The organism is Erysipelothrix urinaevulpis (genome assembly GCF_009828835.1).
GTDB lineage: Bacteria > Bacillota_I > Bacilli_A > Erysipelotrichales > Erysipelotrichaceae > Erysipelothrix > Erysipelothrix urinaevulpis.
Genome location: NZ_WTTB01000001.1, coordinates 58,693 through 83,081 on the forward strand (window position 1 = coordinate 58,693; position 24,389 = coordinate 83,081).

General features: G+C 35.3%; 26 protein-coding genes. 16 read left to right on the forward strand and 10 right to left on the reverse strand.

What is annotated here, in order from left to right; all coding sequences use genetic code 11:
• Positions 1 to 40 precede the first annotated feature (40 nt).
• Positions 41 to 550: an NUDIX hydrolase gene (locus GVV10_RS00295; RefSeq protein ID WP_159518353.1), complete on the reverse strand. Its 510-nt coding sequence runs from the start codon at positions 548 to 550 to the stop codon at positions 41 to 43.
• 82 nt (positions 551 to 632) lie between these two features.
• On the opposite strand from GVV10_RS00295, the gene tmk reads away from it, so the two are divergent.
• From tmk to GVV10_RS00335, 8 genes are all read left to right on the forward strand, one after another.
• Positions 633 to 1,247 carry a dTMP kinase gene (tmk, locus tag GVV10_RS00300; RefSeq protein WP_159518355.1) on the forward strand — a complete coding sequence of 205 codons (615 nt, stop codon included), beginning with the start codon at positions 633 to 635 and terminating at the stop codon, positions 1,245 to 1,247.
• 1 nt (position 1,248) lies between these two features.
• Positions 1,249 to 2,133 carry a hypothetical protein gene (locus tag GVV10_RS00305; protein WP_159518357.1) on the forward strand — a complete coding sequence of 295 codons (885 nt, stop codon included), beginning with the start codon at positions 1,249 to 1,251 and terminating at the stop codon, positions 2,131 to 2,133.
• Positions 2,130 to 2,978, forward strand: coding sequence for a 16S rRNA (cytidine(1402)-2'-O)-methyltransferase (gene rsmI / locus GVV10_RS00310; protein WP_159518359.1), 849 nt, complete (start codon positions 2,130 to 2,132; stop codon positions 2,976 to 2,978). Before GVV10_RS00305 ends, rsmI begins: the two co-directional genes overlap by 4 nt.
• Positions 2,975 to 3,949: a GMP reductase gene (guaC, locus tag GVV10_RS00315; RefSeq protein WP_159518361.1), complete on the forward strand. Its 975-nt coding sequence runs from the start codon at positions 2,975 to 2,977 to the stop codon at positions 3,947 to 3,949. Before rsmI ends, guaC begins: the two co-directional genes overlap by 4 nt.
• A 25-nt stretch (positions 3,950 to 3,974) precedes the next feature.
• A complete protein-coding gene (locus GVV10_RS00320; RefSeq protein WP_236261846.1) occupies positions 3,975 to 4,370 on the forward strand; it encodes a Fur family transcriptional regulator in 396 nt (131 codons plus the stop codon).
• A 188-nt stretch (positions 4,371 to 4,558) separates the two neighbouring features.
• Complete coding sequence (locus GVV10_RS00325; RefSeq protein WP_159518365.1) at positions 4,559 to 4,795, forward strand: hypothetical protein; 237 nt, start codon at positions 4,559 to 4,561, stop codon at positions 4,793 to 4,795.
• A 137-nt stretch (positions 4,796 to 4,932) separates the two neighbouring features.
• Complete coding sequence (gene metG / locus GVV10_RS00330; RefSeq protein WP_159518367.1) at positions 4,933 to 6,849, forward strand: methionine--tRNA ligase; 1,917 nt, start codon at positions 4,933 to 4,935, stop codon at positions 6,847 to 6,849.
• A 24-nt stretch (positions 6,850 to 6,873) separates the two neighbouring features.
• Complete coding sequence (locus GVV10_RS00335) at positions 6,874 to 7,479, forward strand: histidine phosphatase family protein (protein WP_159518369.1); 606 nt, start codon at positions 6,874 to 6,876, stop codon at positions 7,477 to 7,479.
• 125 nt (positions 7,480 to 7,604) lie between these two features.
• Here the strand turns inward: GVV10_RS00335 and GVV10_RS00340 are convergent, their stop codons facing one another.
• The 9 genes from GVV10_RS00340 to GVV10_RS00380 form a co-directional block, all read right to left on the reverse strand.
• The gene (locus GVV10_RS00340; protein ID WP_159518371.1) at positions 7,605 to 9,011 is read right to left on the reverse strand and encodes an amidase; all 1,407 of its coding nucleotides are present in this window, start codon (positions 9,009 to 9,011) and stop codon (positions 7,605 to 7,607) included.
• A complete protein-coding gene (locus tag GVV10_RS00345; protein ID WP_159518373.1) occupies positions 9,011 to 10,147 on the reverse strand; it encodes an acyl-CoA dehydrogenase family protein in 1,137 nt (378 codons plus the stop codon). Before GVV10_RS00345 ends, GVV10_RS00340 begins: the two co-directional genes overlap by 1 nt.
• Before the next feature lie 102 nt (positions 10,148 to 10,249).
• Entirely contained in the window at positions 10,250 to 10,672 is a 423-nt protein-coding gene (locus GVV10_RS00350) for a gamma-glutamylcyclotransferase family protein (RefSeq protein ID WP_159518375.1), read from the reverse strand.
• Complete coding sequence (gene pcp / locus GVV10_RS00355; RefSeq protein ID WP_159518377.1) at positions 10,672 to 11,313, reverse strand: pyroglutamyl-peptidase I; 642 nt, start codon at positions 11,311 to 11,313, stop codon at positions 10,672 to 10,674. The genes GVV10_RS00350 and pcp overlap by 1 nt, the downstream gene beginning before the upstream one ends.
• 13 nt (positions 11,314 to 11,326) lie before the next feature.
• Positions 11,327 to 12,289: a DUF979 domain-containing protein gene (locus GVV10_RS00360; RefSeq protein ID WP_236261835.1), complete on the reverse strand. Its 963-nt coding sequence runs from the start codon at positions 12,287 to 12,289 to the stop codon at positions 11,327 to 11,329.
• A gap of 14 nt (positions 12,290 to 12,303) precedes the next feature.
• Positions 12,304 to 12,993, reverse strand: coding sequence for a DUF969 domain-containing protein (locus GVV10_RS00365; protein ID WP_159518382.1), 690 nt, complete (start codon positions 12,991 to 12,993; stop codon positions 12,304 to 12,306).
• 131 nt (positions 12,994 to 13,124) lie between these two features.
• The gene (locus tag GVV10_RS00370) at positions 13,125 to 15,125 is read right to left on the reverse strand and encodes a hypothetical protein (RefSeq protein WP_159518384.1); all 2,001 of its coding nucleotides are present in this window, start codon (positions 15,123 to 15,125) and stop codon (positions 13,125 to 13,127) included.
• A complete protein-coding gene (locus tag GVV10_RS00375; RefSeq protein ID WP_159518386.1) occupies positions 15,122 to 15,997 on the reverse strand; it encodes an ABC transporter ATP-binding protein in 876 nt (291 codons plus the stop codon). The genes GVV10_RS00370 and GVV10_RS00375 overlap by 4 nt, the downstream gene beginning before the upstream one ends.
• A complete protein-coding gene (locus GVV10_RS00380) occupies positions 15,990 to 16,352 on the reverse strand; it encodes a GntR family transcriptional regulator (protein WP_159518388.1) in 363 nt (120 codons plus the stop codon). The genes GVV10_RS00375 and GVV10_RS00380 overlap by 8 nt, the downstream gene beginning before the upstream one ends.
• Positions 16,353 to 16,470: 118 nt before the next feature.
• Here GVV10_RS00380 and mnmG point away from each other — a divergent pair, with 118 nt between their 5' ends.
• From mnmG to mnmE, 8 genes are read left to right on the forward strand one after another with little or no spacing between them, the layout of a single operon-like run.
• Positions 16,471 to 18,327: a tRNA uridine-5-carboxymethylaminomethyl(34) synthesis enzyme MnmG gene (mnmG, locus tag GVV10_RS00385; protein ID WP_159518390.1), complete on the forward strand. Its 1,857-nt coding sequence runs from the start codon at positions 16,471 to 16,473 to the stop codon at positions 18,325 to 18,327.
• Positions 18,324 to 19,292: a Gfo/Idh/MocA family protein gene (locus tag GVV10_RS00390; protein WP_159518393.1), complete on the forward strand. Its 969-nt coding sequence runs from the start codon at positions 18,324 to 18,326 to the stop codon at positions 19,290 to 19,292. The genes mnmG and GVV10_RS00390 overlap by 4 nt, the downstream gene beginning before the upstream one ends.
• Positions 19,293 to 19,303: 11 nt before the next feature.
• Positions 19,304 to 20,014 (forward strand): 16S rRNA (guanine(527)-N(7))-methyltransferase RsmG, encoded by a 711-nt coding sequence (gene rsmG / locus GVV10_RS00395; RefSeq protein ID WP_159518395.1) that lies wholly within the window; start codon positions 19,304 to 19,306, stop codon positions 20,012 to 20,014.
• Between the two features lie 5 nt (positions 20,015 to 20,019).
• Positions 20,020 to 20,778, forward strand: coding sequence for a ParB/RepB/Spo0J family partition protein (locus GVV10_RS00400; RefSeq protein WP_159518397.1), 759 nt, complete (start codon positions 20,020 to 20,022; stop codon positions 20,776 to 20,778).
• Between the two features lie 13 nt (positions 20,779 to 20,791).
• The gene (locus GVV10_RS00405) at positions 20,792 to 21,583 is read left to right on the forward strand and encodes a ParA family protein (protein ID WP_159518399.1); all 792 of its coding nucleotides are present in this window, start codon (positions 20,792 to 20,794) and stop codon (positions 21,581 to 21,583) included.
• The gene (locus GVV10_RS00410; protein WP_159518400.1) at positions 21,573 to 22,445 is read left to right on the forward strand and encodes a ParB/RepB/Spo0J family partition protein; all 873 of its coding nucleotides are present in this window, start codon (positions 21,573 to 21,575) and stop codon (positions 22,443 to 22,445) included. The genes GVV10_RS00405 and GVV10_RS00410 overlap by 11 nt, the downstream gene beginning before the upstream one ends.
• Positions 22,446 to 22,494: 49 nt before the next feature.
• Positions 22,495 to 23,049, forward strand: a complete 555-nt coding sequence (locus GVV10_RS00415; protein WP_159518402.1) for an SIR2 family NAD-dependent protein deacylase — start codon at positions 22,495 to 22,497, stop codon at positions 23,047 to 23,049.
• Positions 23,050 to 24,387, forward strand: a complete 1,338-nt coding sequence (mnmE, locus tag GVV10_RS00420; RefSeq protein ID WP_159518404.1) for a tRNA uridine-5-carboxymethylaminomethyl(34) synthesis GTPase MnmE — start codon at positions 23,050 to 23,052, stop codon at positions 24,385 to 24,387.
• Positions 24,388 to 24,389: the final 2 nt, after the last annotated feature.

A 24,389-nucleotide genomic window follows, 5' to 3' on the forward strand; every position in this document is an offset into this window, starting at 1 on the left:
ACAAGAATTTTCTCATCAACACTAAACTTACCAAAAAGCATTATACCTTCGACTTAAGATAATGTTTTAATCGCATATGTAATGCAATCGTTTTACTATCCGTAATCTCATTTTTTAATATTTTATCTTCGATCCATTCTAAATCTTGAGTGAATACGTCTAGTTCTTCATCATCATCTAAATCCTGTCCCACAAATGTTAATCCTTCAGCATAATAAAGATACAATATTTCATCTAAATATGCTGGTGATGGATAGACATGACCCAAAGGAATCAAGGTCTCACATGCATAGCCAATTTCTTCACGCAATTCACGATGAGCAGCCTCGATTGGTTTTTCACCGGGATCTATTTTACCAGCAGGAAACTCAATCATGGTTTCATTCGAACCAAAACGGAATTGCTTCACCAGAAAAAAGTCTTTGCCGTTCAGACTTGTAGCAACACACACACCACCAGAATGTTTTAAAACCTCTGCTTCAAAATCATCAAACATCACATCATAGACATCAATAATTTTACCGGAATACCTCTTTTTTTCTTGTTTCATAAACCCTCCATAATCTTAAGTCTATCATATGCTTGTCGCAAGGTCATTAATCCATGCTATAATTATCAAAAAGAGGTGTGTTATGGGATATTTTATTAGTTTTGAAGGACCAGAAGGAAGTGGAAAATCAACAGTTATCAAGGAAGTTTATGATTATCTAACTCAAGAGGGGTATGATGTTATCATGACCCGTGAACCAGGAGGCATTAGAATTGCTGAAGAAATACGAAATCTAATATTGAATCCTGACCATCAAGAAATGGACGACAGAACAGAAGCTTTACTTTATGCAGCAAGTCGAAGACAACATGTTGTCGAGAAGATACAACCTGCACTTAAAGCAAATAAAATAGTTTTATGCGATCGTTTTATCGATAGTTCGCTCGCGTATCAAGGCTATGGTCGAGACATTGGAATTGACGAAGTTTATCAAATTAATACGTTCGCAATTGAGAATTGCATGCCTAACTTGACCTTATTTTTTGATGTTCACCCAGAAATAGGGATGGAACGCATTGGTCAAAGAGGTTTCAAAGACCGCCTTGAACAAGCAGGTGATACATTTCATGAAAGAGTCTATGAAGCTTACCATCAATTATGGCAGGAAAATCCTCAAAGAATTCAACGAATTGATGCTGAAGTAAGTTTGGAAGAAGTCATCGCTTCAAGTATTAAAAAAATAAAGGAGTACATTTAAAATGAGTTCACTAAAGTTAAGACAAAAGCGTGTTCTTGACTTTTTTCATCGTCAACAATTAAAAAATATGACGTCACATGCCTATTTGTTAAATGGTAAAAATACAGACGAACTTGCGAAATATATGGCAAAGTCTATTTTATGTCAACAACAAACACCAGGGTACTGTGATCATTGTAGTGATTGTCTCAATGTTGAACGAGAAGAACATGCGAGCTTAATTATTGTAAATCCTGATGAAGAACGAATTAAAAAAGAAAATATACTTGAATTAAAAAGCGAACTAAGTCAAACTGCTTTAGAAAAAAGACAAAAACGAGTTTATATTATTCACAATGTCGATGCAGCGACACCATCAGCGTTAAATAGTTTATTAAAATTTTTAGAAGAACCCAGTTCGGATATAACAGCAATCTTAACAGCTCAATCTTTGAATCGAGTCCTTGATACAATTCAGTCCCGATGTTTAATTTTAACCCTTGATGAAGAACAACAGGATGTGTTACGGAAAAAAGCCCTTGAAGAAGGTTATGATGAGTTGATGATCCATGCTTACCTCGAATTAGAAAATGATTGGGAAGGATTAGAAAAAAGACTAAACGACAAAGAAAGTGCCCAATTGTTTGATGCTGTGAATGATTTTCTCAGTGTTTATTCAAACAGTAAAATTGAAGCCGCAAGTCTTTATAATGCGGTATTAAATAATCATATGAAAGTGGACCTGAATAAGTTCTCAGAAAGTTTAAAAATGATGTTCAGATTGACAGATAACTACGATTTAAAGTCAATCATTGTTGATATTCAAGATCGTATAAGGCCAGGAGTTAGTGTTAAATTACTCATTGATCAGTTCTCATATATGGTGAGTGAAAGGGAGATGTTATGATTCAACAAAGTTTTAAAAATGATCAAGCAACACTCTTTTTAGTTGCGACACCCATTGGAAATTTAAATGAAATGACGCCAAGAGCAGTTGAGATATTGAAAACTGTTGATTTAATCGCGGCGGAAGATACAAGAAACTCAGCTTTTTTATTGAAACATTTTGACATTAAAACTCCGATGATTGCCTATCATGATTTCAATGAAGATACAGCAAGTATTGATATTGTTAAGCATTTAGAGGCTGGTAAAAATATTGCTTTAATAAGTGATGCAGGCTATCCATTAATATCAGATCCTGGACATACTGTCTCCCATGAAGTGATTAAAGCGGGCTACAATGTTGTGCCAATATCAGGGAGTAGTGCTTTTTTAGCAGCGCTTGTTGCATCTGGATTAATCGTTCATCCGTTTGCTTTTTTAGGTTTTTTAGAGGCGAAAGAACAGGGTATTATTAATCAATTAAATGAAGTAAAAGACTTAAAAATGACCTTAGTCTATTATTTATCGGTTCACAAAGTGGAAAAGACTTTAAAAATTATGTATGATGTTCTCGGTGACCGGCAGGTGTGCCTCGCACGGGAAATCACCAAAAAGCATGAAGAGTTTATTCGAGGACCTCTTTTAGACGTTATGAATTCGATCGATGTTCAAAAAGGTGAATACGTTATTGTCATTGAAAAGTCGGAGGATGAGACGACATCCCAGGATGACTTATTGGCAAAAATTGATTCATTGATTGAAGATGGTATGAAACCATCTAAAGCGATCAGTCATACCGCAAAAGAATCAAAGGTTAGTAAAAATGAACTTTACAATGCTTACCATCAAAAGAAGGAGAAAGAATGAAGATATTTGATTATGAAGATATACAGTTAATACCGAATAAATGTATCGTACAAAGTCGATCAGAATGTGATACAAGCATACAATTTGGAAACAGAACATTTAAGATGCCTGTCGTTCCAGCTAATATGCAAACTATCATTGATGAAAAACTAGCTATTACTTTAGCAGAAAACGATTATTTTTATGTAATGCATCGCTTCGAGGAAAATAAACGTCTCGATTTTATTAAAATGATGCAAGACAGAGGTTTGTTTGCTTCAATCAGTGTTGGAATTAAGGAAGATGAGTATTCATTTGTTGATGAAATGGTTGAGAAAAACTTAAAACCAGAGTATATTACGATTGATGTTGCTCATGGCCACTCGGAATTTGTAATACGAATGATAAAATACATTAAGCAACATTTACCAGAATCTTTCGTGATTGCTGGAAACGTTGGAACCCCTGAAGCCGTTCGAGACTTAGAACGAGCAGGAGCTGATGCAACAAAAGTTGGAATCGGACCAGGTAAAGTATGTACAACAAAACTAAAAACAGGATTTGGAACAGGCGGTTGGCAACTAGCGGCACTGAATTGGTGTGCAAAAGCAGCCAGTAAACCCCTGATTGCAGATGGTGGAATTAGAGACCATGGTGATATTGCGAAATCAATTCGATTTGGTGCAAGTATGGTCATGATTGGTTCACTTTTTGCAGGCCATGAAGAATCCCCAGGAGAAACAATTGATAAAGATGGTGTTACCTACAAAGAGTACTTTGGAAGTGCATCTGAATATCAAAAAGGTGAAAAGAAAAACGTTGAAGGTAAAAAAATCCTTATCGAACATAAAGGAAATATTGCTGATACGATAAAAGCAATGCAACAAGATTTACAATCCTCCATTTCATATGCTGGAGGAAAAACACTTGAGTCTTTAACAAAAGTAGATTATATAATTGTTAAAAATTCAATTTTTAACGGTGATCGCTAATTTTATGATACAATAACGGTGGGTGATGATAGTGAGTCTAAAATTAACAAAACAAAGACAAGAAATACTAGATTTAATACGAAATAGTTCTGGACATATGACCGCTGATCAAATCCACTCTGTTTTAAAGGAGCAAAACGTTAAAATAGGTATTGCTACCGTTTATCGTAATTTAAATGTTCTCTACGAAGAGCATTTGATTAACCGAGTTAGACATCCAGAATTGGGATACATCTATGATAAAAATATTCACGACCATTATCACTTTCGTTGTGTAGAATGTGATCGTATTCAAGACGTAAGTATTGAGTATCAAGATCGTTTACATAAAGTTGTGGAAGATGAGTTGAATGCGAAAGTATTCAGTCATGATATAAACTTCGAAGGTATTTGTAGTGAATGTTTGAAAAAAAATAAATAATATTTTATATTAAATCAACTACGTAATTCTAAAAAATGAGAGTTACGTAGTTTTTTGTTCTTGAAATTATGGTGTTGGGTCCATAAACTTGACTATAACGATTGTTGAAAAAGAGAAATAGATTAAAAGATTGAATTTGTTGGTACAAACCGTTAAAATAAAAATATACAAATGGGGGGGATACATTTATGAAAAAAACATTGTATGCAATTGGACTTGTCTTATCATTGGTTGTTTTTACGTTATTGAAGTCTGGATTTATTGAGAGTGCTTTTTTTGGAGGAGACGCAATAACCATTAGTTATTTTGCTTACTTAAAGCATACAGAGCAAATAATGATATATATTGCGAATATTATACTATTCTCAGTATTCATTCTTAGTTTATTCAAAGAACTGTATACAGAATATAAACGTAAAAAATAACATTAACTTAATTATTTAGCATCGGCATTGTTGAAGTGAAACACGTATAACAATGCCTTTTTACTATGGAAAGCTTTAGTTTGTAGGTGTTTAGAAAATGCGCTATAATAAGAGATAGAGTTTGCGGAGGAATAAGAATGGAAAAAGAAAAATACTATATAACAACCGCTATTGCATATACATCAGCAAAGCCACACATTGGAAATATCTATGAGATCGTTTTAACCGATGCGATTGCTCGATTTAAACGTGCACAAGGTTATGATGTATACTTTCAAACAGGAACTGATGAACATGGTCAAAAAATAGAGGATTATGCAAGTAAAAATAACACACAACCTAAAGAATACGTTGATAATATTGCAGGAATAATTCGTGGATTATTTGATTTAATGAATGTATCATATGATGGGTTTGTTCGAACAACGGATGTTAGTCATAAAGAAGAAGTTCAAAAAATATTTAAAAAACTATTTGAACAAGATGATTTGTACAAAGGGTTTTATGAAGGCTGGTATTGTAAGGCATGTGAATCTTTTTATTCAGATACACAGGTAACTGAGGAAGGGATTTGTCCAGAGTGTGGTGCAAAAATTACACGTCAAAAAGAAGAGACTTATTTCTTTAGAATGAGTAAATATCAGGAACGATTAGTTAAGCATATTGAAGAGAATCCTAATTTTATTCAGCCTGAATCAAGAAAAAATGAAATGGTCCAAAACTTTTTAAAGGAACCACTTTATGATTTAGCAGTGTCTCGAACAAGTTTTAAATGGGGAATTCCGGTTGACTTTGATCCTGAGCATGTTATTTATGTTTGGATTGATGCATTAACCAATTATATTACAGGTTTGGGATATGATGTCGATGGCAATCATGCGGAAACATTTAATCATTATTGGCCTGCCGATGTCCATGTCATTGGGAAAGATATTTTAAGGTTCCACACGATTTATTGGCCTATATTACTAATGGCATTAGATGTGGAGTTACCAAAACAAATCTTTGGTCATCCTTGGTTGCTTGTGGGTGATGGTAAAATGAGTAAGTCTAAAGGCAACGTTTTATATGTTGATGATTTAGCGGCTGTATTTGGTGTAGACCCAGTTCGTTATCTCATGCTTCATGAAATGCCTTATGATCGAGATGGTACCTTATCGTATGAATTGATGATTGAACGCATTAACACTGATTTAGCTAATATCACAGGCAATCTTGTGAACCGAACAATCTCGATGGTTAATAAATATTTTGATGGAACAATCACTCATAACTCAAGTGGTGCGGATATAGATACTGAACTTTTAACCATGACTGAAACCCTTGTTTCGAAGGTTGAAAATAAAATGAAAACACTTCATGTCGCTCAAGCGCTTGATGAAGTCATTAAATTATTCAGACGTTGTAATAAATATATTGATGAAACAGAACCTTGGGCATTAGCAAAAAATGAGGACGATGCAGAAAGATTGCAAACAGTTCTTTATAACTTACTCGATGCAATTCGCGTAGGAGCCATTGTCCTTCAATCATTCATTCCTGAAACGGCAGAGAAAATTCTCAATCAAATAAACGTGGAAGATCGTCAATTGGATGATGCAAAGGGAGCAAGGTCATACCCATTAAATAACAAAGTTGTTGAAAAACCAGATATTATTTTTCATCGACTTGACGTGAAAGAAACACTTGAGAAATTTGAACCAGAAGAAGAAATTGTTGGAATTGAGGAAGTAAATGAAGTAAATTTTGAAGAATTTAAGAAAATAGAGATGGTTGTTGCTCAAGTTAAGAAAGTTGAAGCACATCCAAATGCTGATAAGTTATATGTTCTTCAATTAGATGCTGGGAACCAAGATGTTCAAGTCGTTAGTGGTCTTGTTGCTCACTATAGTCCAGAAGAACTTTTGAATAAAAAGGTGGTTCTTGTTAAAAATCTAAAACCAGTTAAACTTCGTGGTGTTTTATCATCAGGAATGGTATTAGCTGCGAATGATAAAGAAAACTTTGAATTATTATTTGTTGACAAGATTAAAAATGGAACATTAATTAGTTAAGTAAATTTTAAGAAGGAGAAGTAAATGAAAATAGTATTAGTAAGACATGGTTATTCTGTTGGTAATAAAAAAGGAACTTATACTGGTTGGAGTGATGTTGCTTTAACAGAAGAAGGTATTGAAGACTTAAAACGCTATAAAGAAGAATATGCTTATCCTAAAACTGATCGTTACTACTCGTCAGATTTAATTCGAGCAATTCATACCTTTGATATTCTTTTTGGTGATGAGCACGAATTATATGAAAAAAGTCCAGAATTAAGAGAAATCTATTTTGGAAATTTAGAAGATCAATATGGTAAAGACGTTGAAATTAACTTTTCAGAATTATGGGGCTTGAATGAGCGTCATGAAAATTGGGAAACCATGACTGAGTTTAGTTACCGTATTATTTCTAAACTAGAACAAATATTAAAGGATTTACAAGAAAACAATGAAAAAAGTGCAACCATTGTTTGTCACTCTGGTGTCATCAAAACATACTTGATTTTCTTAGGTCATCGAGGCTTCTTAGATTTTAAAGAAATTCCAACTGAAAATGGTTTGGGATACATCTTAGATATGGACTATGATGCAGATAGTGGTAAAGTATTGATGAATAAGTACCAAGAGATTGAAAAGAAAGACTAGAGTCATAAGCTTGCACAACAATAAAGTCATGAAAGACTATCACTTATAAATTAGTGGTAGTTTTTTATAATAAATTTTAGATACAAAAAAAGATTCTTATCGTTAAGAATCTTTTTTTAACGGCACTACTTAATGAAATGAGGTTTTAGTTGTTCAGAAATATCGAAGAGAAGTTCTTCAGATCCTTTAACTCCCATAAACTGAATCCCAAGGTGTAATCCGTCACTATTTTTATATAATGGCAAACTAATGGCAGGTTGTCCTGTTACATTTGCTAGCATTGTATAGGGAGATTTTGCCAAGGAATCTTCAAACATATCCCATAATAACTGATAACGATCCTTACGATTCACGATATCTCGCATTTTTTCTTGAAGTTCTTTACTTTGGTAAACTTCATCGTAAAGAGGTGCGGTATGTGCTGTGGTTGGTGTTAAGTATAAGTCATATGTTTCATGAAATTGGTTCATAGTACTGCTGGCTTGGTCCCAGTAGTTTAAGGCATCAACCATTTCATATCCTGGGATGGATAATCCGTATTGGTACATAGTCCAAGTTGTTAATTGAACATCATCAATTGTAACATCTCGTTGGATAAATTTTTCGATATTCTTAAACATGGATGCAGTTTCAACACCGTTGACTAAGTAGTAACTTTCCATGACTTTCATTCCATCAATATCTGGTTTAGCTTCAACAACATCATGTCCTAATGCTTTTAGATGACGAACAGTTTGTTCAATAGCTTGGATAGCGTCATTTGAAACAGGGAGGTTGACGGGTGATTCGGTGGAATAAGCGATTTTATATTTCTTTTTTAGTTGACTTACTTTCTTATACGTGAAGGGTGATGATGGTTCGTAGACAAGCATATCATTGAAGAGTTCGACGGTGTCTTCAAGGGTCTTGGTTAAGAAAAAGTTGATGGAAGCACCTTGCCAACTACGGTAATTTAAGGGACCGACAGGCATACTTCCTCGTGTCGGTTTCAAGCCAACAAGTCCGTTATAACTTGCCGGAATTCGTACAGATCCTCCACCATCGCTTGCACTCACAATATCAACCATGTTACTTGCAAGTGCAGCTGCACTACCACCACTCGAACCACCGGGTGTATGTTTTGGATTATGAGGTAATTTTGCATCACCATAAAGGGGTGAGTCGGTGATATTTTTAAAACCAAATTCTGGAACATTTGTTTGTCCTAAGATGATAAAACCAAGATCTTCGATACGTTGAACAAAGTTATCAGTCAGTTGAGCAATTGAATCTTTGAAAAGTGTTGATCCGTTTGTGTTGGGCTCGCCTTTGATATCTTGTCCTAAACTTTTTATGAGAATTGGTATACCCTTATACTTCGTGTTGGAAAAGTCTTTGTTCATCGCTTCATGACGCGCTTTTTCATAACGGGTATGAACAACTGCATTTAACTCACCATTTTTCTTTTCGATATTTTGAATTGCCTTTTCAACAAGGTCTAAAGGAGTAAGTTCTTGATTTGTGATTTGTTGGGTAATATCTTTTAAAGTCATTAATCAATCCCTCCGATGAGAACTTGGGCCCAAGCATCATGTAAGGATTCTTGATCGGATGGTTGGAATAAACCAGCATAAACATCACGTAATAAACGTGAAAGTTCTTGGTCATTGTAGTACGAACGTCCTCCACTGGCTCTAACCATTTGGTTGACTGTCTCTATCGATGCTTCAACAGATCTGTTTTTGATTGCAGATAATTTAGGCATCCATAAGGTTCCATGATCAACACCGTTTTCAAAATCATCGGATAATTGGTCAATTTGAGGTTGAATTGCATCAAGCATAATTGCGGAATCAGAGATTCTCCAACGAATATTTTTATCTTGATCATAGGTTGTGTTATTCGCCACACTCTTACGTTTTTTAATGGTTGTTATGCCTAATTCTAAAGCACGTTTACCGATTCCATGGTAGGTTGCGGCGAGTAAAATTTCAAAATATGCGAAAATACCGAAAACAACTGGATCGTTGCTTGGTACTGGCGCAGTTTTTGTTAAAATCCTTGATTCTGGAGCATAGGCGTTCGTGAGTGTCATGTTATGGGATTGAGTTCCTCTCATGCCTAATGTGTCCCAATTTTCATCAATAACAATGCTCTCTCTATCATTGTCAAGATATGCAAATACAGAAAGACCTTGCTCACCTTCATCGGAATGAGCATAGGTTACAAGATTATCACACTCATGAATCATTGAAATGAAGACTTTAGGACCATTAAATGTATAGCCATTGTTATCATCTTTTTCTGCTTTACAGATAGAACCAAATAATACACGATCATTAGCGGGTTCAGAAATACCAAAGGCAAGTAATTTTCCACTCGCAGCATCTTTGAGTATTTGTTCACCTTTCATGTTGCCATTTTTAACCATATGACTTGCAACACCAACAATAATGTGATGCATATTAATGCCCAAGGCGGTTGCGGGTGCATACATAGCAAGACGGGTTTGTTCTTGTGCAATTTCTTTGAGTGAAAGGCCAAATCCTCCGTACTCTTTTGGAACAAATGCTTTAGTGTAACCGGCATCTTTTAAGTCCTGGTAATCCTTCTTAGGGAATTGGTTTGTTCGATCATAATAATCAGCACGCTCCCTAATCGTCAGTAGTAATTCTTCATTTAAAAACATTCAGTACCTCCTTCTTATAGATAAAGTATAACAAGAACATGAAGGCATATCATGTGATGTACTATGAAACTTTTTAATAGATATAAAAAAAAGGCGAGATGATTAATCTCGACCTAATTTCTTATTGAAAGCACGCCAGCTTCCTTCGGGAATATAGCACGCTTCTGTTTTAAATTGAGGATCAAAACTATAGGCATGATATTGATAAACATCAAGAATAATTTCTTCTCCGGATTCTAAGAAAACTGTTTTTGGGATACGTTTATACATATCGTCATCGTTCCCTTTATAGCCTTCCATTGCATCAATGTCTTTTTGAAGTTTTGAAAAATTATCGACGGTGATAACTTCACCATGAACTGTATCATTCCCTTCAAGAAGTGCTGGAAAATCTAAATAAGGCATGTCATAAAGTTTTCCTTTGACGGTTGCTTTTTCAATTTTTAGAACATGACCTTGAAGATATTTATCAAAATTACGATAACCTTCCATCAAGGTTCCATAAACGAAAATCTGATCTGACATTATGAAATAGCTCCACCTTGGACTTGGATGTCATCGTGTGTGGTAATGGTTGTAGCTACCGCAATTTCTAAACCTTTCGCAATTTGTTCTAAGGTTAATGATGGCGATGTTGGGCGATCAATGACTTGTTCTGTTGCGAATGGAACGTGGATGAATCCCCCACGAACCTGTGGATATTTTGTATCGATTAGATTTAATAAACCATACATTAAATGGTTACAAACAAAGGTTCCTGCAGTATTTGAAACTTGAGCAGGAATCCCTGCTTTTTTAATGTTTTCAACAATGGCTTTAATTGGCATTTTCGCAAAGTATGCGGGTTGTCCTTCTTCAACAATCACTGTATCGATCGGTTGATTACCTTCGTTATCTGTGATGCGTGCATCATCTTGATTAATAGCAACTCGCTCGGGAGTAATACCAAAACGATTGCCTGCTTGACCAATGTTAATGACAATATCTGGTTGGTGTTTTGCCATTGCTTCATCTAAAACTTGGATTGATTTACCAAACACTGTTGGAACTTCTAACTTGATGATATCAGCACCTTCAATAGTATCTGGCAATAATTTTACTGCTTCATAAGCTGGGTTCATTGCTTCCCCACCAAATGGATCAAAACCTGTAATTAAAACTTTCATAAAATAAAACCTCCTAAAAATTAAATGCTAAGAAATACATTAAGAATATATGGATAACAAGCAAGGTCATTGCTAAGGGTGCTTGGAATTTGATGACTGCATATTCACTCTTGGTTTCAAGAAGTGTAGCAGGAAGAATATTAAAGTTGGCCCCCATTGGTGTCATTAAAGTACCGCAGAATCCAGCTGTCATTGCTAAGGCACTCGCAATAATCGGGTTTGCTCCTTGAGCAAAGACGAATGGAATTCCAATACCAACGGTGATAACTGTAAATGCTGCGAAAGCATTTCCCATAATCATGGTAAAGATTGCCATACCAACACAATATGCAACAACACCTAAGAATGCATTTCCATCAGGTATGATGCCACCCAGTAATACAGAAATAAGCGAACCAACACCGGCTGCTGTAAAGACTGCCCCAAGTGCACCAAGTAACTGTGGAAGAATTGCAAGCGAACCCATTGTTCTCATTAAACGAGTTCCTTCAGATGTAACTGCTTTGATCGGCGCTCTTGTTACGAGTAAAACAGTGATTAGACCAATGAGTGATGAGATACCAATTGCAATGAATCCTAGAAGTGATGCACTCACCTCAGGATACAATTTAGGTAGAATTTGTGAAAAAACAAATGCTCCAATCGCAATTGAGACGGATGGTAAGAAAATTAAATTACCAATACGGTTGGATTGTTCATCCTTGAATGATTGTGATATTTGCGCAATAGGACCTAAGTTAACTTGTTTTGTAAAAGATAAAACACCCATAACTAAGACTAAAGCACCACTTATCTCATGAGGAATATAAGGTCCAACGATAAATAAGAATGCTAGAATGGCCCAAAAACCACTTGAAATATATTTTGCAGTATAATTTTTAGATTCTTCTTCATTTTCTTTATTGGATTTGAATGCGATAATCGCAGTTGCTAAAAGTAGAAAACCAATAAGGATATACCACATTTCTAAAAACATTGTCCAAAAGTCCATTAGTTTTTACCTCGCTTTCTAATTTTACGATCTAGAAGTGTAAATTGAATGCCACTGAGGATTAAAACTGTAATAAAAACAGGTAAACTCCACATTGCAATTTCTGTAGGTTGTGCTTGTATATTGTTTTCAGAAAGAGTTGAAGCCATCAAAACAACACCTGAAGCTGCCGCAAACATATTTTGTCCAAAAAAGTTTCCATAGTTCTCAGAAGCTGCTGCCGCTGCCTTAATCTCTTCAATCGATTTTTCATCAAGTTTTTGACCTTCACCCAATTCAGATTGAGCTGCTGCTTCAGCCATAGGATGAACCAACGGGCGAATAAATTGAGGGTGTCCTCCTAAACGTAATGAGAACGCTGCTGCAAATTGACGAATAATATTGTAAACCCATAAAACACGTCCTGCTGTAAGATTCCCAATTCTTTGAATTAGCTTGACAGCCTGCTCACGCAAACCATACCGTTCACTGATTCCAATAATAGGAAGTGTGATAATAAAGATACTTGCACCTCGTCCCCCAACGAAAGATTTTCCAATCAATGCAAGAATTTCATTGAATTTCATACCGCCAATTAGTGCGGTAACAACTGCTGCAATCAATACAACTGCAATGGAGTCTAGTTTTAGAAAAAAACCGACAACAACGATTGCTATACCGACTAACAGCCATAAATTAACATCTGCCATAAATTTCTTCTCCTTTTGTATTACGTTTATTATACAGTGGTCATTTTTTGATTACAACCGATAGTATAAAATAGTGTATGTAAGATAAAAGACTGCCCATAAGCATGAGACAGTCTAATTAAAAGAATAATTTATTTTGTAACAATTGGAAAGGCGATTTGACCATAATCAATTGAAATAAGAAGGACATCAAACGTTTCCTTACCATCATATTGTTTGTCGTAGAGTTGATCTTGATATTTTAAAGCATCATGAAGCGTTATGCCTTCTGAAATAGGGCTTGTAATATCCATTGAAAAGTTTTGATTAATATTACGACTTATTCCATGTTTCAGTAAATTATCAGGATTTACAGTAGAAGGAACGATAGCATAATTAAGGTTTGAAGCGTCGTAGTCTTCGTTTAGAATTAAGGTTTCAGGCGTTAATAACTTGAGCGTGTTTTTAAAACGAGCATCAATGTTAATCTGCATTGGCAAACCATCGAAAGAATAGATCAAGACAAAATTTATTTTAGAATTTGCTTGGTAGAATTCTTCATGCTTCATTTCAATCATATCTTCATACAGAGCTTTTCGAATCGATGCATCGTCACTTTCTACAAAAGAGTATTCTTTTTGGAATAAAGAATCATAGAGTGTAAAACGATTTGAATCGAGTCGTGCACTTGGGTCAATGATTGGATTGTTTGTGACTTTAAACGATTCTAATTGAGCAAGTGGCAACAGGAGGTGATGGTATTCATTGGGGATTTTAAAGGTACGATTTAATTTACCATTGTTTTCCAATTTATACTTAATGGTTACATCAGAATAATCACCAAACAGTTGGTAAGGAGTAAACATAGGTTCAACATAATCACTGCTTGAAATATCTCTAAATAAGTCTTTATCTTTCTTTATTTGATCGATAAGTTGATGATGAAGATTGTAAATATTTTTTACTTCATCTGGATTTATGATCGTTACTTTATTTCCAGCAACAAACGGAAGATTACTCCGTTGACTCGAAACTTCAACGCTAACAATTTCATCGTCTTTTGGAAGCCGATAAGTATAACCAAAACCTTGGGTGAAATAGAGACTTGTTGTTATGACCATAATAACGACAAATAAGATCAAGTAGTTCTTACTTGCTTTTTTAATGCTATCGATTGATCGATCTTTTAAGAAGAATAAGATCAAGAACATTGCATAGGTCACAATGATTGGAATAATTAAGTTCTCAATCGATAAGAATGCCCACTTTGGATTAGGGTTAATGTTTAAGGCTAACAAGAGGACAAACACAATTCCAATAAATAAAGATGTTACAAAAGGAAAGAATGTTTTGTTAGAGAAAGGAACTTCACTCATCTCAGATTTCCAATTTTTGTATAGTTTTAATGAGAATAAATTGGTGATAATTCCAAGTAATAACCAGTAAGAGGCGACTAAGTGACCATCAACAGGCATTTTAAAGGAATCAACAATTGTAAATAGACCAACCAAAGGACTTAAGTAAGTTAATGAATAGCCACTACTTACACCAAAGCCAATGATAAAGACTTGAGCAAATGCTTGGAAAGAAGCAAAAGCAACAAAAGGGGCAATCATCAGTATACCTGTATAAATAAGGGAGTCTGCCAGTGTTCCAGTGTTCATAATAACGAAGATACTAGGAGCGATGACAGCGATGGAAACCATAAGTAATCGACCATAATGGTATAAATGGAACATTTCAAAGCTTACTTCTGTTAAATTGTAAGCTAAGAAGTAGCCTCCCCAATATGAGATGGTCAAGGGAACAAAGACAAAGAATAGAATAAGACTTAAGTAAGTTAAGTAAAGGTCATTTTTCTTAATTGCTAAAGAATGAAATACATCCACCGACTTCTTAGTATTTAGAAAATTGAAAAATAAGAAGGGGGTCAAAACTAAAATAAGTATTAACATTAAGGTCAATAAAATTAGACTTGTTAAAACTTCATTGTTGCTTATATTTGAACCGTTTCCTGATAATGCAGCAACAATAATAAATACTGGGAATGTCAGTGATAATAAAAGTGTATAGAAGAACAAGAGTCCTTTTTTATTTCGAACATTAAATTTGAATAAATTTAAATTAATCCGAGAGTGTAGGAAGTCTTTCATTGTTTATCCTCCAGTTCGTAAACATATATTTCTTCTAAAGAAACATTGCTCCGTTCGTTAATGATTGGCTTGAGACCAGCGATCTTTTCATCCAGTATTTCTTTGTCACCCTTTAAGATAAGGGTAAATAATTGTGATTTACCTGAAACGTGAATTGGGTTCAATTCTTGGAATACTTGAGGGTCAACTGGTTCTTGGAATGCAAGTTGATAACGATGATAAAGATCTAAATATTCTTGTGTCGAATGATTCATTTTTAATTGATGATTGTCAATGATTGCGATGGTATCGCAAATATCTTCAAGTTCACGCAAGTTATGAGATGAAATGACGACAATTGAATTATTTTCATATGTTTTATCCGTAATATACTGTCTTAATTTGAAGCGCATTAAGGGATCCAAGCCATCAAATGCCTCATCTAAAAGTAAAATCTTTGCTTGGCATGATAAAGCGAGAATAACCGATACTTGTCGTTTCATTCCTTTTGAAAAGGAATTTATTTTAGCATTCACATCTAATTTAAAATCAGCTAGAAGCGTTTCAAACAAGTCATCACTAAAGTTCTTATAGAATATTTTATAAAAACGTTTCATATCTAAAATAGTTGATTGGCTGAAGAAATAAGGATCATCGGCTAAGAAGAAAATTTCTTGTTTAATGAGATCGTTGTCGTAAACTTCTTGGTTATCAACACGAACAACACCCGCATCAGCTAACATAACTCCACTCAACAACCTTAAAATGGTTGATTTACCAGAACCGTTGGCTCCAACTAATCCAACAATAGAGCCTTCTTGGATTGTTAGGTTCAAATCATGAAGAACCAGTTTTTCACCAAATTTCTTGTTGACATTAATAAATTCAATCATGTTTGACCTCCTTTAAATAATTTAGTATTGATGTCTTATCTTCTCCCAAGCGAATTAAATTGTCATACGCTTCATGAAGCACTTGATAAGCATCTTCTTTGATCGAATCAAGACCGAAATTACCTGGACTGACATACGAACCTTTGCCTGGTACTGAATAAATAAGACCGAGCATTTCACATTCATGATATGCTTTGGATACCGTATTTGGATTGATACCTAGAGTTCTGGCAAGGGAACGTACAGGCGGTAATTGTTCATTTTCTTTGAGGACACCAAGTGCTATATACTGTCCAACTTGGTCAATGATTTGCTCGAAAATGGGTTTTGAGTCTTTTAAGTTTATTGAAAACATTGTTGACCTCCTGTACTATCTATAATAATACAGTAATACTACACTGAAAAAAAGTCAAGCAAGTTTATCAAGAATAGCTTCGATTTGTGCTAGAATTATAAACACGGAGGCGAAGTTTATGTATGATGTAATCGTTGTTGGTGGAGGGCATGCAGGAGTTGAAGCGGCTATAGCCTCAGCTCGTCTTAATCAAAAGACTGCTTTATTCACATTAAATATTAATCGAATTGCAACTATGCCATGTAATCCATCTATTGGTGGACCAGCAAAAGGGATTGTTGTTAGAGAAATCGAAGCATTGGGTGGTGTTATGGGCAAAATTGCTGATAAGACAGCACTCCAATTTAGAATTCTCAATTCAAGTAAGGGACCCGGTGTTCAGTGTTTAAGAGTACAATCCGATAAAATAGAGTATTCTAAAGCGATGAGAGACGCTGTTTTAAGTGAACCTGGAATTGAAGTTGTTGGTAAAATGGTCGAAGGTATTGTTGTTGAAGAAGGTAAAGTTAAAGGGATTTTATGTCAAGGTGGCGAAGTTGTTGAAGCAAAAAGTGTTATCTTGACGTCTGGAACCTATATGTCCTCAAAGATTCTCCAATCAGATAAAGTGACTGAGAGTGGTCCTGAGGGTGATCCAACAACCAATAAACTATCGGAGTCATTGCGAGCACTGGGTTTACGAACATTCCGTCTTAAAACCGGAACACCAGCACGTGTTTATACAGATTCAATTGATTTTGGCCAAACGACGATTCAACCTGGGGATGATCGTCCATATTATTTCTCAAATGAAACAAAAAAAGAAGATGTAATTCAAGAACAATATGCTTGTTATCTTACATATACAAATGCTGAAACCCATAAAATTATTGAAGACAACTTAGAAAAATCAAGTATGTATTCAGGTGTTGTTGAGGGAGTTGGTGCTCGTTATTGCCCATCGATTGAAGATAAGATTGTTCGTTTTGCCGATAAAGAACGTCATCAAATATTCCTAGAACCAGAAGCAGCATCACTTGATACCACCTATGTTCAAGGTCTTTCATCATCTCTACCCGATGATGTTCAAGATGCAATGATTCGTACAGTGCCAGGATTACAAAACTGTCGAGTTCAACAATACGGTTATGCGATTGAGTATGATGCAATCGATCCAATTCAACTTAAACCGACCCTTGAAATAATGACTGTGGAAAATTTTTATACAGCAGGACAAATTAACGGAACTTCAGGATATGAAGAAGCTGCAGGTCAAGGTCTGATGGCAGGAATTAATGCAGCATTAAAAAATGAGGGTAAAGAACCCCTTATTCTAAAACGAGATGAAGCCTATATTGGTGTGATGTTGGACGATTTAGTCACAAAAGGAACTTTGGAGCCGTATCGTTTACTTACATCCCGTGCAGAATATCGTCTATTACTACGTCATGATAATGTTTATCGTCGTTTATCACACTTTGGTCATGACATTGGTCTTGTAAAGGAAGATCACTATAAAATTATTGCGAATGATCTGAAAACAATTGACGAATTTATAGAAAAAAGTAAGACCCTTAAGATTCCACATGAACCCAAATACAAAGAATTTTTTGCAAAAAAAGAATCACCATTTGACTCTCATGACTTAAGCCTATATGATGCAGTTAAGAGACCTGGCATTTCTTTAGAAGAAATGCTTGACCTCATGAACATAGCGTTACGTTCAGATTTAGTATTTCAAATTGAAGTAGAAATTAAGTATGAAGGATATATCCGTAAGGCAAAGAAAGATGCCGAAAAACTGCGTTCAATGGAACACGTTAAATTAACGGAAACACTTGATTACGATGCTATCTTGAACTTATCAATTGAAGGTCGCCAAAAATTACAAGAAATCAAGCCTTTAACCCTTGGCCAAGCATCCAGAATCTCAGGTGTCAATCCAGCCGATATTGCAGTTTTAGCAATGCATCTAAAACAGGAGGCCAAAAAATGAGAATCGGAACAATCGGTACAGGTGTAATTGTTAAAGCATTTATTGAAGCAGCACAACTCGTTGAGGGTGTTGCTTTTGTTGCGTCGTATTCACGCAATATAAGCAAGGCAGAAGAATTTGTTGCACTTTATCAGATGGAAACAGCGTATGACAATTACGAAGCAATGCTAGAAAGTGACATCGATACCGTCTATATTGCATCACCGAATAGTTTACATACAACTCAAGCTCTTCAAGCGATTGACTATGGAAAAAATGTCATTGTGGAAAAACCGTTTGCAGGAACGTTAAAAGCAGCCCAAGAAGTTTATGATAAAGCCATCGAAAAAGGTGTTTATGTGTTTGAAGCAATTTGTAATATTCACATGCCACATATGCTCACAATCGAAGATTTATTACCAGAACTTGGACCTTTAAAAATTGTCCAAGCTAATTATAGTCAATATTCAAGTCGTTATGATCAGCTTAAAGAAGGGGTTATAACCAATGTATTTGATCCTAATTTTTCTGGAGGTGCACTCGCCGATATAAATATCTATAATCTACACTTTATTACGAAGTTATTTGGTCGTCCTAAAACGATTGATTACAAGGCAAATCAACACGATAACGGAATCGACACATCAGGAATTCTAATCTTAGACTATGATGACTTTATTGTTGAATCAGTGGGGGCGAAAGACAGTTTTTCTTATAACTTTGTGCAAATTCAAGGTGAAAATGGCACACTTCATATTCCAAATGGTAGCAACGGTCTAGAAAAAGTTATTCACATGGATAAAGATGGCGATACTGAGTACAATATTCAAGACAAACCAAGACTTTATTATCAAATGGAAACATTTCAAACCATTCTTAATCAAAAAAACTATGATATAATGGTAGAGAATTTAAAACATAGTTTAATGGTTGTTGAGTTAGCGGAAGAAGCTAGAAAGACAATCGGTCTAAACTTTATAAAGTAAGGTGGAGTGGAATGGATTTTGAAGCGTTTATAAAATCACTAGAATCAATGGAAATTGTTGTTTCAGAATTAATGAGACAACAATTTTTAGACTATAAAAACCTAATCCAAGAGGTTAACAAGGTCTTGAATTTAACAGGTATTGACGATGATGAGGGAATATATCTTAAACATTTTTGGGATTCTCTTCTCATCAGCCCAATGATTCCAAAGAATGCTCGTGTGTGTGATGTGGGTAGTGGTGCAGGTTTTCCAGGGATTGTTTTAGCAATCGCTCGTCCAGATATCACAATTGTCTGTGTTGAACCGACTAAAAAAAGAACAGATTTTTTAGAACGAGTTGTGTCTGAATGCAACTTAACAAATGTGAAAATAATCAATGATCGAGCAGAACATGTTGTTGATGACTATCGAGAACACTTTGATGTCGTCACTGCCCGAGCCGTTGCACATTTAGATATACTAAGTGAGTTATGTGTCCCTTTGTTAAAAATAAATGGAACATTTATTGCCATGAAGGGAATGCGTGGGCTTGAAGAGGTGGATGAAGCGAAAAAGGCATTGACTCTTCTTGCTTTAGAATTAGAAAATGAAAATTATTTAGACGATGAAGGAATGGGTGTTCGTTATAATTTAGAATTTACGAAGAAACGAAAAACACCTAAGAAATATCCACGGACATATGCTAAAATAAAGAAGACACCATTATCAGGGAGGCTATAATTTTTATGAATAAACATCGTAATATAGAAATCGAGAAGATTCATCCAAATCAACATCAGCCTCGTACTTATTTTGATGATGATAGCTTATTTGAATTAGCGCAGTCAATTCGTGAAAATGGATTGATCCAGCCCATTGTTGTTCGTGAACATGATGAAAACACCTATGAAATAATTGCTGGAGAACGACGATATCGTGCTATGATGATGATCGGTTATACTGTTGTTCCGTGCATTATTACGGATGCGGATGAAGAAAAAAGTGCCACGTTAGCCTTGATTGAGAACATACAAAGAGAGAATTTGTCGGCTGTTGAAGAAGCTAAAGCTTATCGTGAAATATTAAGGATTCAACAATTAACTCAAAAGGATCTAGCGAAACAAATAGGAAAATCACAATCAGCCATAGCGAATAAGATTCGTTTGCTTGATTTACCTCAAAATGTGTTGTCTGCACTTGACGAGAAAAAAATAACAGAACGTCATGCAAGAGCGATGGTTGGCATTGAACACCAAAAAGCAGAGACAATTTTGGATGAAGTTTTAAATAAAAAATTAAATGTCCGTGAGACAGAAAAATTAGTTAATAAACCAAAAAGAAAAGTTAAGCCTGTAACAAAGGGGTTCTCAGGCCATATTAAAATTGGTATTAATACCATAAAAAAATCAGTTGATATGATTGAACAAACAGGAATAAAAGTAAAACAAGAAGTGAAAGAGACGGAAGATGAAGTCATAGTATTGGTCCGTTTCCCTAAAGAATGAAGGATGTGACGGTATGGGGAAAATAATTGCAGTAGCGAATCAAAAAGGCGGGGTTGGTAAAACAACCACGAGTATTAATTTAGCTGCAGGCTTAGCCTACTTAGGGCAAAAAGTTCTTTTAGTCGACTTAGATCCCCAAGGGAATGCGTCGCAAGGTGTCGGTGCTAATCGAGTTGAAATTGAGTACAGTACCTATGATTTATTGTTAACAGAAAAAGATGTGCCAGAGGTCGCAATGACTTTAAATACACCACCAATGGATTTAATTCCAGCAACGATTGATTTAGCTGGAGCTGATTTGGAAATGGTTGAATTTAAAATTGGCCGTGAACGATTATTGAAGAATAAACTCATGAAAGTAAAAGATGATTATGATTTTGTCATTATTGATTGTCCGCCATCATTGGGACTCTTAAACACCAATGCTTTAACGGCTGCGGATTCTGTTATCATTCCAGTTCAGTGCGAATATTATGCATTGGAAGGATTAACACAACTTCTTTCTACAATTCGCTTGGTTCAAAAATTATTTAATCCTGATTTAAAAATAGAGGGTGTCTTACTGACAATGTTTGATGTCCGTACAAAATTAAGTATTGAGGTTCAACAAGAAGTTCGTCGATACTTTAAAGAAAGAGTCTATAAAACAAATATACCTAGAAACGTAAAATTATCAGAAGCACCGTCTCGTGGAAATTCAATTTTTGAATATGATCTGCGTTCTGAAGGTGCGAAAGCATATGCAGCATTATCCAAAGAAGTTCTAAACAATAATAAGAAGAAAGGTGATAAGGATGGCAGATGATAAAAGACTTGGTAGAGGGTTAGGTGCCATATTTGGCGATGATGTCAGTAATGTTTTAGAAGATATTCAGCAAGGCAGTGATGATCGTTTTGGTGGAGTTAAAACTAATCTAAAGATTAAAGATATTCGAGTTAACCCATATCAACCACGTCGCCATTTTGATGATGACAAGATTGCTGAATTAGCAAATTCAATTCGCATTCATGGGTTATTTACACCAATCTTGGTGCGAGAAACTAGCAAGGGTTACGAACTGGTTGCAGGGGAACGTCGTTTAAGAGCAAGTAAAACGCTTGAACTTGAAGAGATTGCAGCAATTGTTGTGAACTTTGATGATGAACAAATGATGGAAATTGCATTAATTGAAAACGTTCAGCGTGAAGATTTAAGTGTCATTGAAGAAGCAATGGCGTATCAAACACTTATCGAAAAATTAGACTTAACACAAGACCAAGTTGCAAAACGTGTCAGTAAGTCAAGAAGTCATATCACCAATTTATTAAGACTTTTACGCCTACCTGACAGTGTTAAAAAAATGGTCGCTGAAGACAAGTTAAGTATGGGACATGCTCGTCCTCTTATCATGCTTGAAGATGACAAGTTGATTGAGGAAGTCGCTGATGAAATCATTAGCAAAAAGTTATCTGCACGTGAAGCCGAACGAATTGTTAAAGATATTATGAATCCAAGTGAAGCGACTGATCATAAAGAAAACAAAGAAACTGATTATAGTTATGCTGTTTCATTGTTTGAAGATAAACTGCAAACACGGATTGAAATTAAGAATAAAAAATTGAGTATTCACTTTAATGATGATGATGATTTAAATCGTATAATGGAAATCTTAAACATGATAGAATAACCCTAAAGGGTTATTTTATTTTATATTAGAAGATAAAGGAGAGAGTAAGATGATTTTAGCGTTTACCGGTGCAGGGATTAGTAAAGAATCAGGAATTAGTACATTTATGGAAAGACCAGATGTAAGGGATCGACTCCATCGTCAATTCGCCCTAGAGTATCCTGAGGTGTATCGTGAAACCATTAAAACTTTGAGTGAAGATATAAGAGTCAAAGAGCCAAATGATGCTCATTATGCACTCTCCGATTATAATATTCCAATCATTACGATGAATATAGACAGACTTCATGAAAAGGCGGGCAGTTCACCCATTTTATTGCATGGAGAATTACCAAGCGTTGACGAGTATGAATATGCTGAATTGTTGTATAATAAACCTGTCCTTTATGGCGATCCAGCCCCTAATTATCATAAGGCCTATGAGAAAGTCATGGAATTGAAAGAGAATGATACCTTTTTAATTGTAGGTGCTTCTCATTTTACAGGGATTGCTGTTGATTTACGTGAAATAGCACGAAGCCAAGGAGCAACAATTATAGAAATTCAAGAGAATGCAAGTCAAAACGTTCGACGTATATTAGAAAAATTAAATGAGGTAAAATAAATGATTACAGATACAATTGTAGCAATAATTACGGCACTGCAAGAAAGTGCCATATCAGTGATACGACTAAGTGGGCGTGATTCAATCGAAATCGCTAATTCACTTTTCAGTCGTGATTTAAACAAAGTCGACTCTCATGTCGTAAATTATGGACATATAATCGATCCAATTAATAACAAACCGGTAGATGAGGTTTTATTGACTGTTTTTAAAGCACCGAAAACGTATACTCGAGAAGATGTTGTAGAAATTAGTGGACATGGTGGTATTTTAGTGACGAAGAAAATTCTTGAGTTATGTTTAGCGCAAGGAGCCCGCATGGCAAATCCGGGTGAGTTCACCCAACGTGCCTTCCTTAATGGAAGAATTGATTTATCACAAGCAGAGGCAGTCATGGATTTAATTGAAGCGCCCAATGAGTTTGCGAGTGAGCTGGCTATTTCAGGTGTTCAAGGGCATGTCAAAGCATTAATTGACCCATTTTTAGATCGTTTAATGCAAATTATTGCTAATATTGAAGTTAATATTGATTACCCAGAGTATGATGATGTTCAAGTGTTAACAGAAGATATTACACTTCCCTTGGTGAATGACTTTTTACTTGATTTAGGAAAAATTCTTGAAGAATCAAAAAGTGGTACGATTATGCGTGAAGGAGTTAAAACAGTTATTCTAGGTAAACCTAATGTTGGGAAATCAAGCATCTTGAATGTTCTACTGAATGAAGATAAAGCTATTGTTACAGACATCGCAGGAACAACACGAGATCTCGTTGAAGGTTGGATTCGTTTAGAAAATGTAGCGTTGCACTTAGTTGATACAGCTGGTCTTCGTGAGACGGGAGATATTATTGAGCAAATAGGGATTGAAAAAAGTCGCCAAGCACTAGAAAGTGCAGATTTACTCATTATTGTTCTTGATGCATCGCGAGAATTAGATGAAGAAGATCAAGAATTACTTGAACTAACAAGCGATAAACAGCGAATAATTGTTTACAACAAAGAAGATTTAGTCACAACAAAAAAAGAAGATGGGGTTTATGTTAGTGCAATCAAAGGTGATGTTTCTGGACTGACGGATGAGATTAACCAACGGTTTAAAGAGCACAAGATTGCCTTAGACAGACCAACACTCTCCAACCAACGTCATATCGCATCTGTTCGTAAGAGTTACTTAGCAATGCAACGAGCACAAGAGGCGTTAAATATGGGGATTGAATTAGATCTTGTAACGATTGATTTAAATGAAGCGTATATCGAATTGGCATCAGTCATTATGCCACGAGAAGATATCAATGTATTAGATGAAATATTTAGTCGTTTTTGTTTAGGAAAGTAGGG

Coding starts and splice junctions, on each gene's coding strand:
- tmk (WP_159518355.1), top strand. CDS start 633: ATGGGATATTTTATTAGTTTTGAAGGACCAGAAGGAAGTGGAAAATCA.
- GVV10_RS00325 (WP_159518365.1), top strand. CDS start 4,559: ATGAAAAAAACATTGTATGCAATTGGACTTGTCTTATCATTGGTTGTT.
- GVV10_RS00370 (WP_159518384.1), bottom strand. CDS start 15,125: ATGAAAGACTTCCTACACTCTCGGATTAATTTAAATTTATTCAAATTT.
- rsmG (WP_159518395.1), top strand. CDS start 19,304: ATGGATTTTGAAGCGTTTATAAAATCACTAGAATCAATGGAAATTGTT.
- GVV10_RS00415 (WP_159518402.1), top strand. CDS start 22,495: ATGATTTTAGCGTTTACCGGTGCAGGGATTAGTAAAGAATCAGGAATT.
- GVV10_RS00410 (WP_159518400.1), top strand. CDS start 21,573: ATGGCAGATGATAAAAGACTTGGTAGAGGGTTAGGTGCCATATTTGGC.
- GVV10_RS00305 (WP_159518357.1), top strand. CDS start 1,249: ATGAGTTCACTAAAGTTAAGACAAAAGCGTGTTCTTGACTTTTTTCAT.
- GVV10_RS00405 (WP_159518399.1), top strand. CDS start 20,792: ATGGGGAAAATAATTGCAGTAGCGAATCAAAAAGGCGGGGTTGGTAAA.
- GVV10_RS00295 (WP_159518353.1), bottom strand. CDS start 550: ATGAAACAAGAAAAAAAGAGGTATTCCGGTAAAATTATTGATGTCTAT.
- mnmE (WP_159518404.1), top strand. CDS start 23,050: ATGATTACAGATACAATTGTAGCAATAATTACGGCACTGCAAGAAAGT.
- GVV10_RS00390 (WP_159518393.1), top strand. CDS start 18,324: ATGAGAATCGGAACAATCGGTACAGGTGTAATTGTTAAAGCATTTATT.
- GVV10_RS00320 (WP_236261846.1), top strand. CDS start 3,975: ATGATAGTGAGTCTAAAATTAACAAAACAAAGACAAGAAATACTAGAT.
- GVV10_RS00340 (WP_159518371.1), bottom strand. CDS start 9,011: ATGACTTTAAAAGATATTACCCAACAAATCACAAATCAAGAACTTACT.
- GVV10_RS00375 (WP_159518386.1), bottom strand. CDS start 15,997: ATGATTGAATTTATTAATGTCAACAAGAAATTTGGTGAAAAACTGGTT.
- GVV10_RS00335 (WP_159518369.1), top strand. CDS start 6,874: ATGAAAATAGTATTAGTAAGACATGGTTATTCTGTTGGTAATAAAAAA.
- GVV10_RS00400 (WP_159518397.1), top strand. CDS start 20,020: ATGAATAAACATCGTAATATAGAAATCGAGAAGATTCATCCAAATCAA.
- metG (WP_159518367.1), top strand. CDS start 4,933: ATGGAAAAAGAAAAATACTATATAACAACCGCTATTGCATATACATCA.
- mnmG (WP_159518390.1), top strand. CDS start 16,471: ATGTATGATGTAATCGTTGTTGGTGGAGGGCATGCAGGAGTTGAAGCG.
- GVV10_RS00350 (WP_159518375.1), bottom strand. CDS start 10,672: ATGTCAGATCAGATTTTCGTTTATGGAACCTTGATGGAAGGTTATCGT.
- rsmI (WP_159518359.1), top strand. CDS start 2,130: ATGATTCAACAAAGTTTTAAAAATGATCAAGCAACACTCTTTTTAGTT.
- GVV10_RS00380 (WP_159518388.1), bottom strand. CDS start 16,352: ATGTTTTCAATAAACTTAAAAGACTCAAAACCCATTTTCGAGCAAATC.
- GVV10_RS00345 (WP_159518373.1), bottom strand. CDS start 10,147: ATGTTTTTAAATGAAGAATTACTACTGACGATTAGGGAGCGTGCTGAT.
- pcp (WP_159518377.1), bottom strand. CDS start 11,313: ATGAAAGTTTTAATTACAGGTTTTGATCCATTTGGTGGGGAAGCAATG.
- GVV10_RS00360 (WP_236261835.1), bottom strand. CDS start 12,289: ATGTTTTTAGAAATGTGGTATATCCTTATTGGTTTTCTACTTTTAGCA.
- GVV10_RS00365 (WP_159518382.1), bottom strand. CDS start 12,993: ATGGCAGATGTTAATTTATGGCTGTTAGTCGGTATAGCAATCGTTGTT.
- guaC (WP_159518361.1), top strand. CDS start 2,975: ATGAAGATATTTGATTATGAAGATATACAGTTAATACCGAATAAATGT.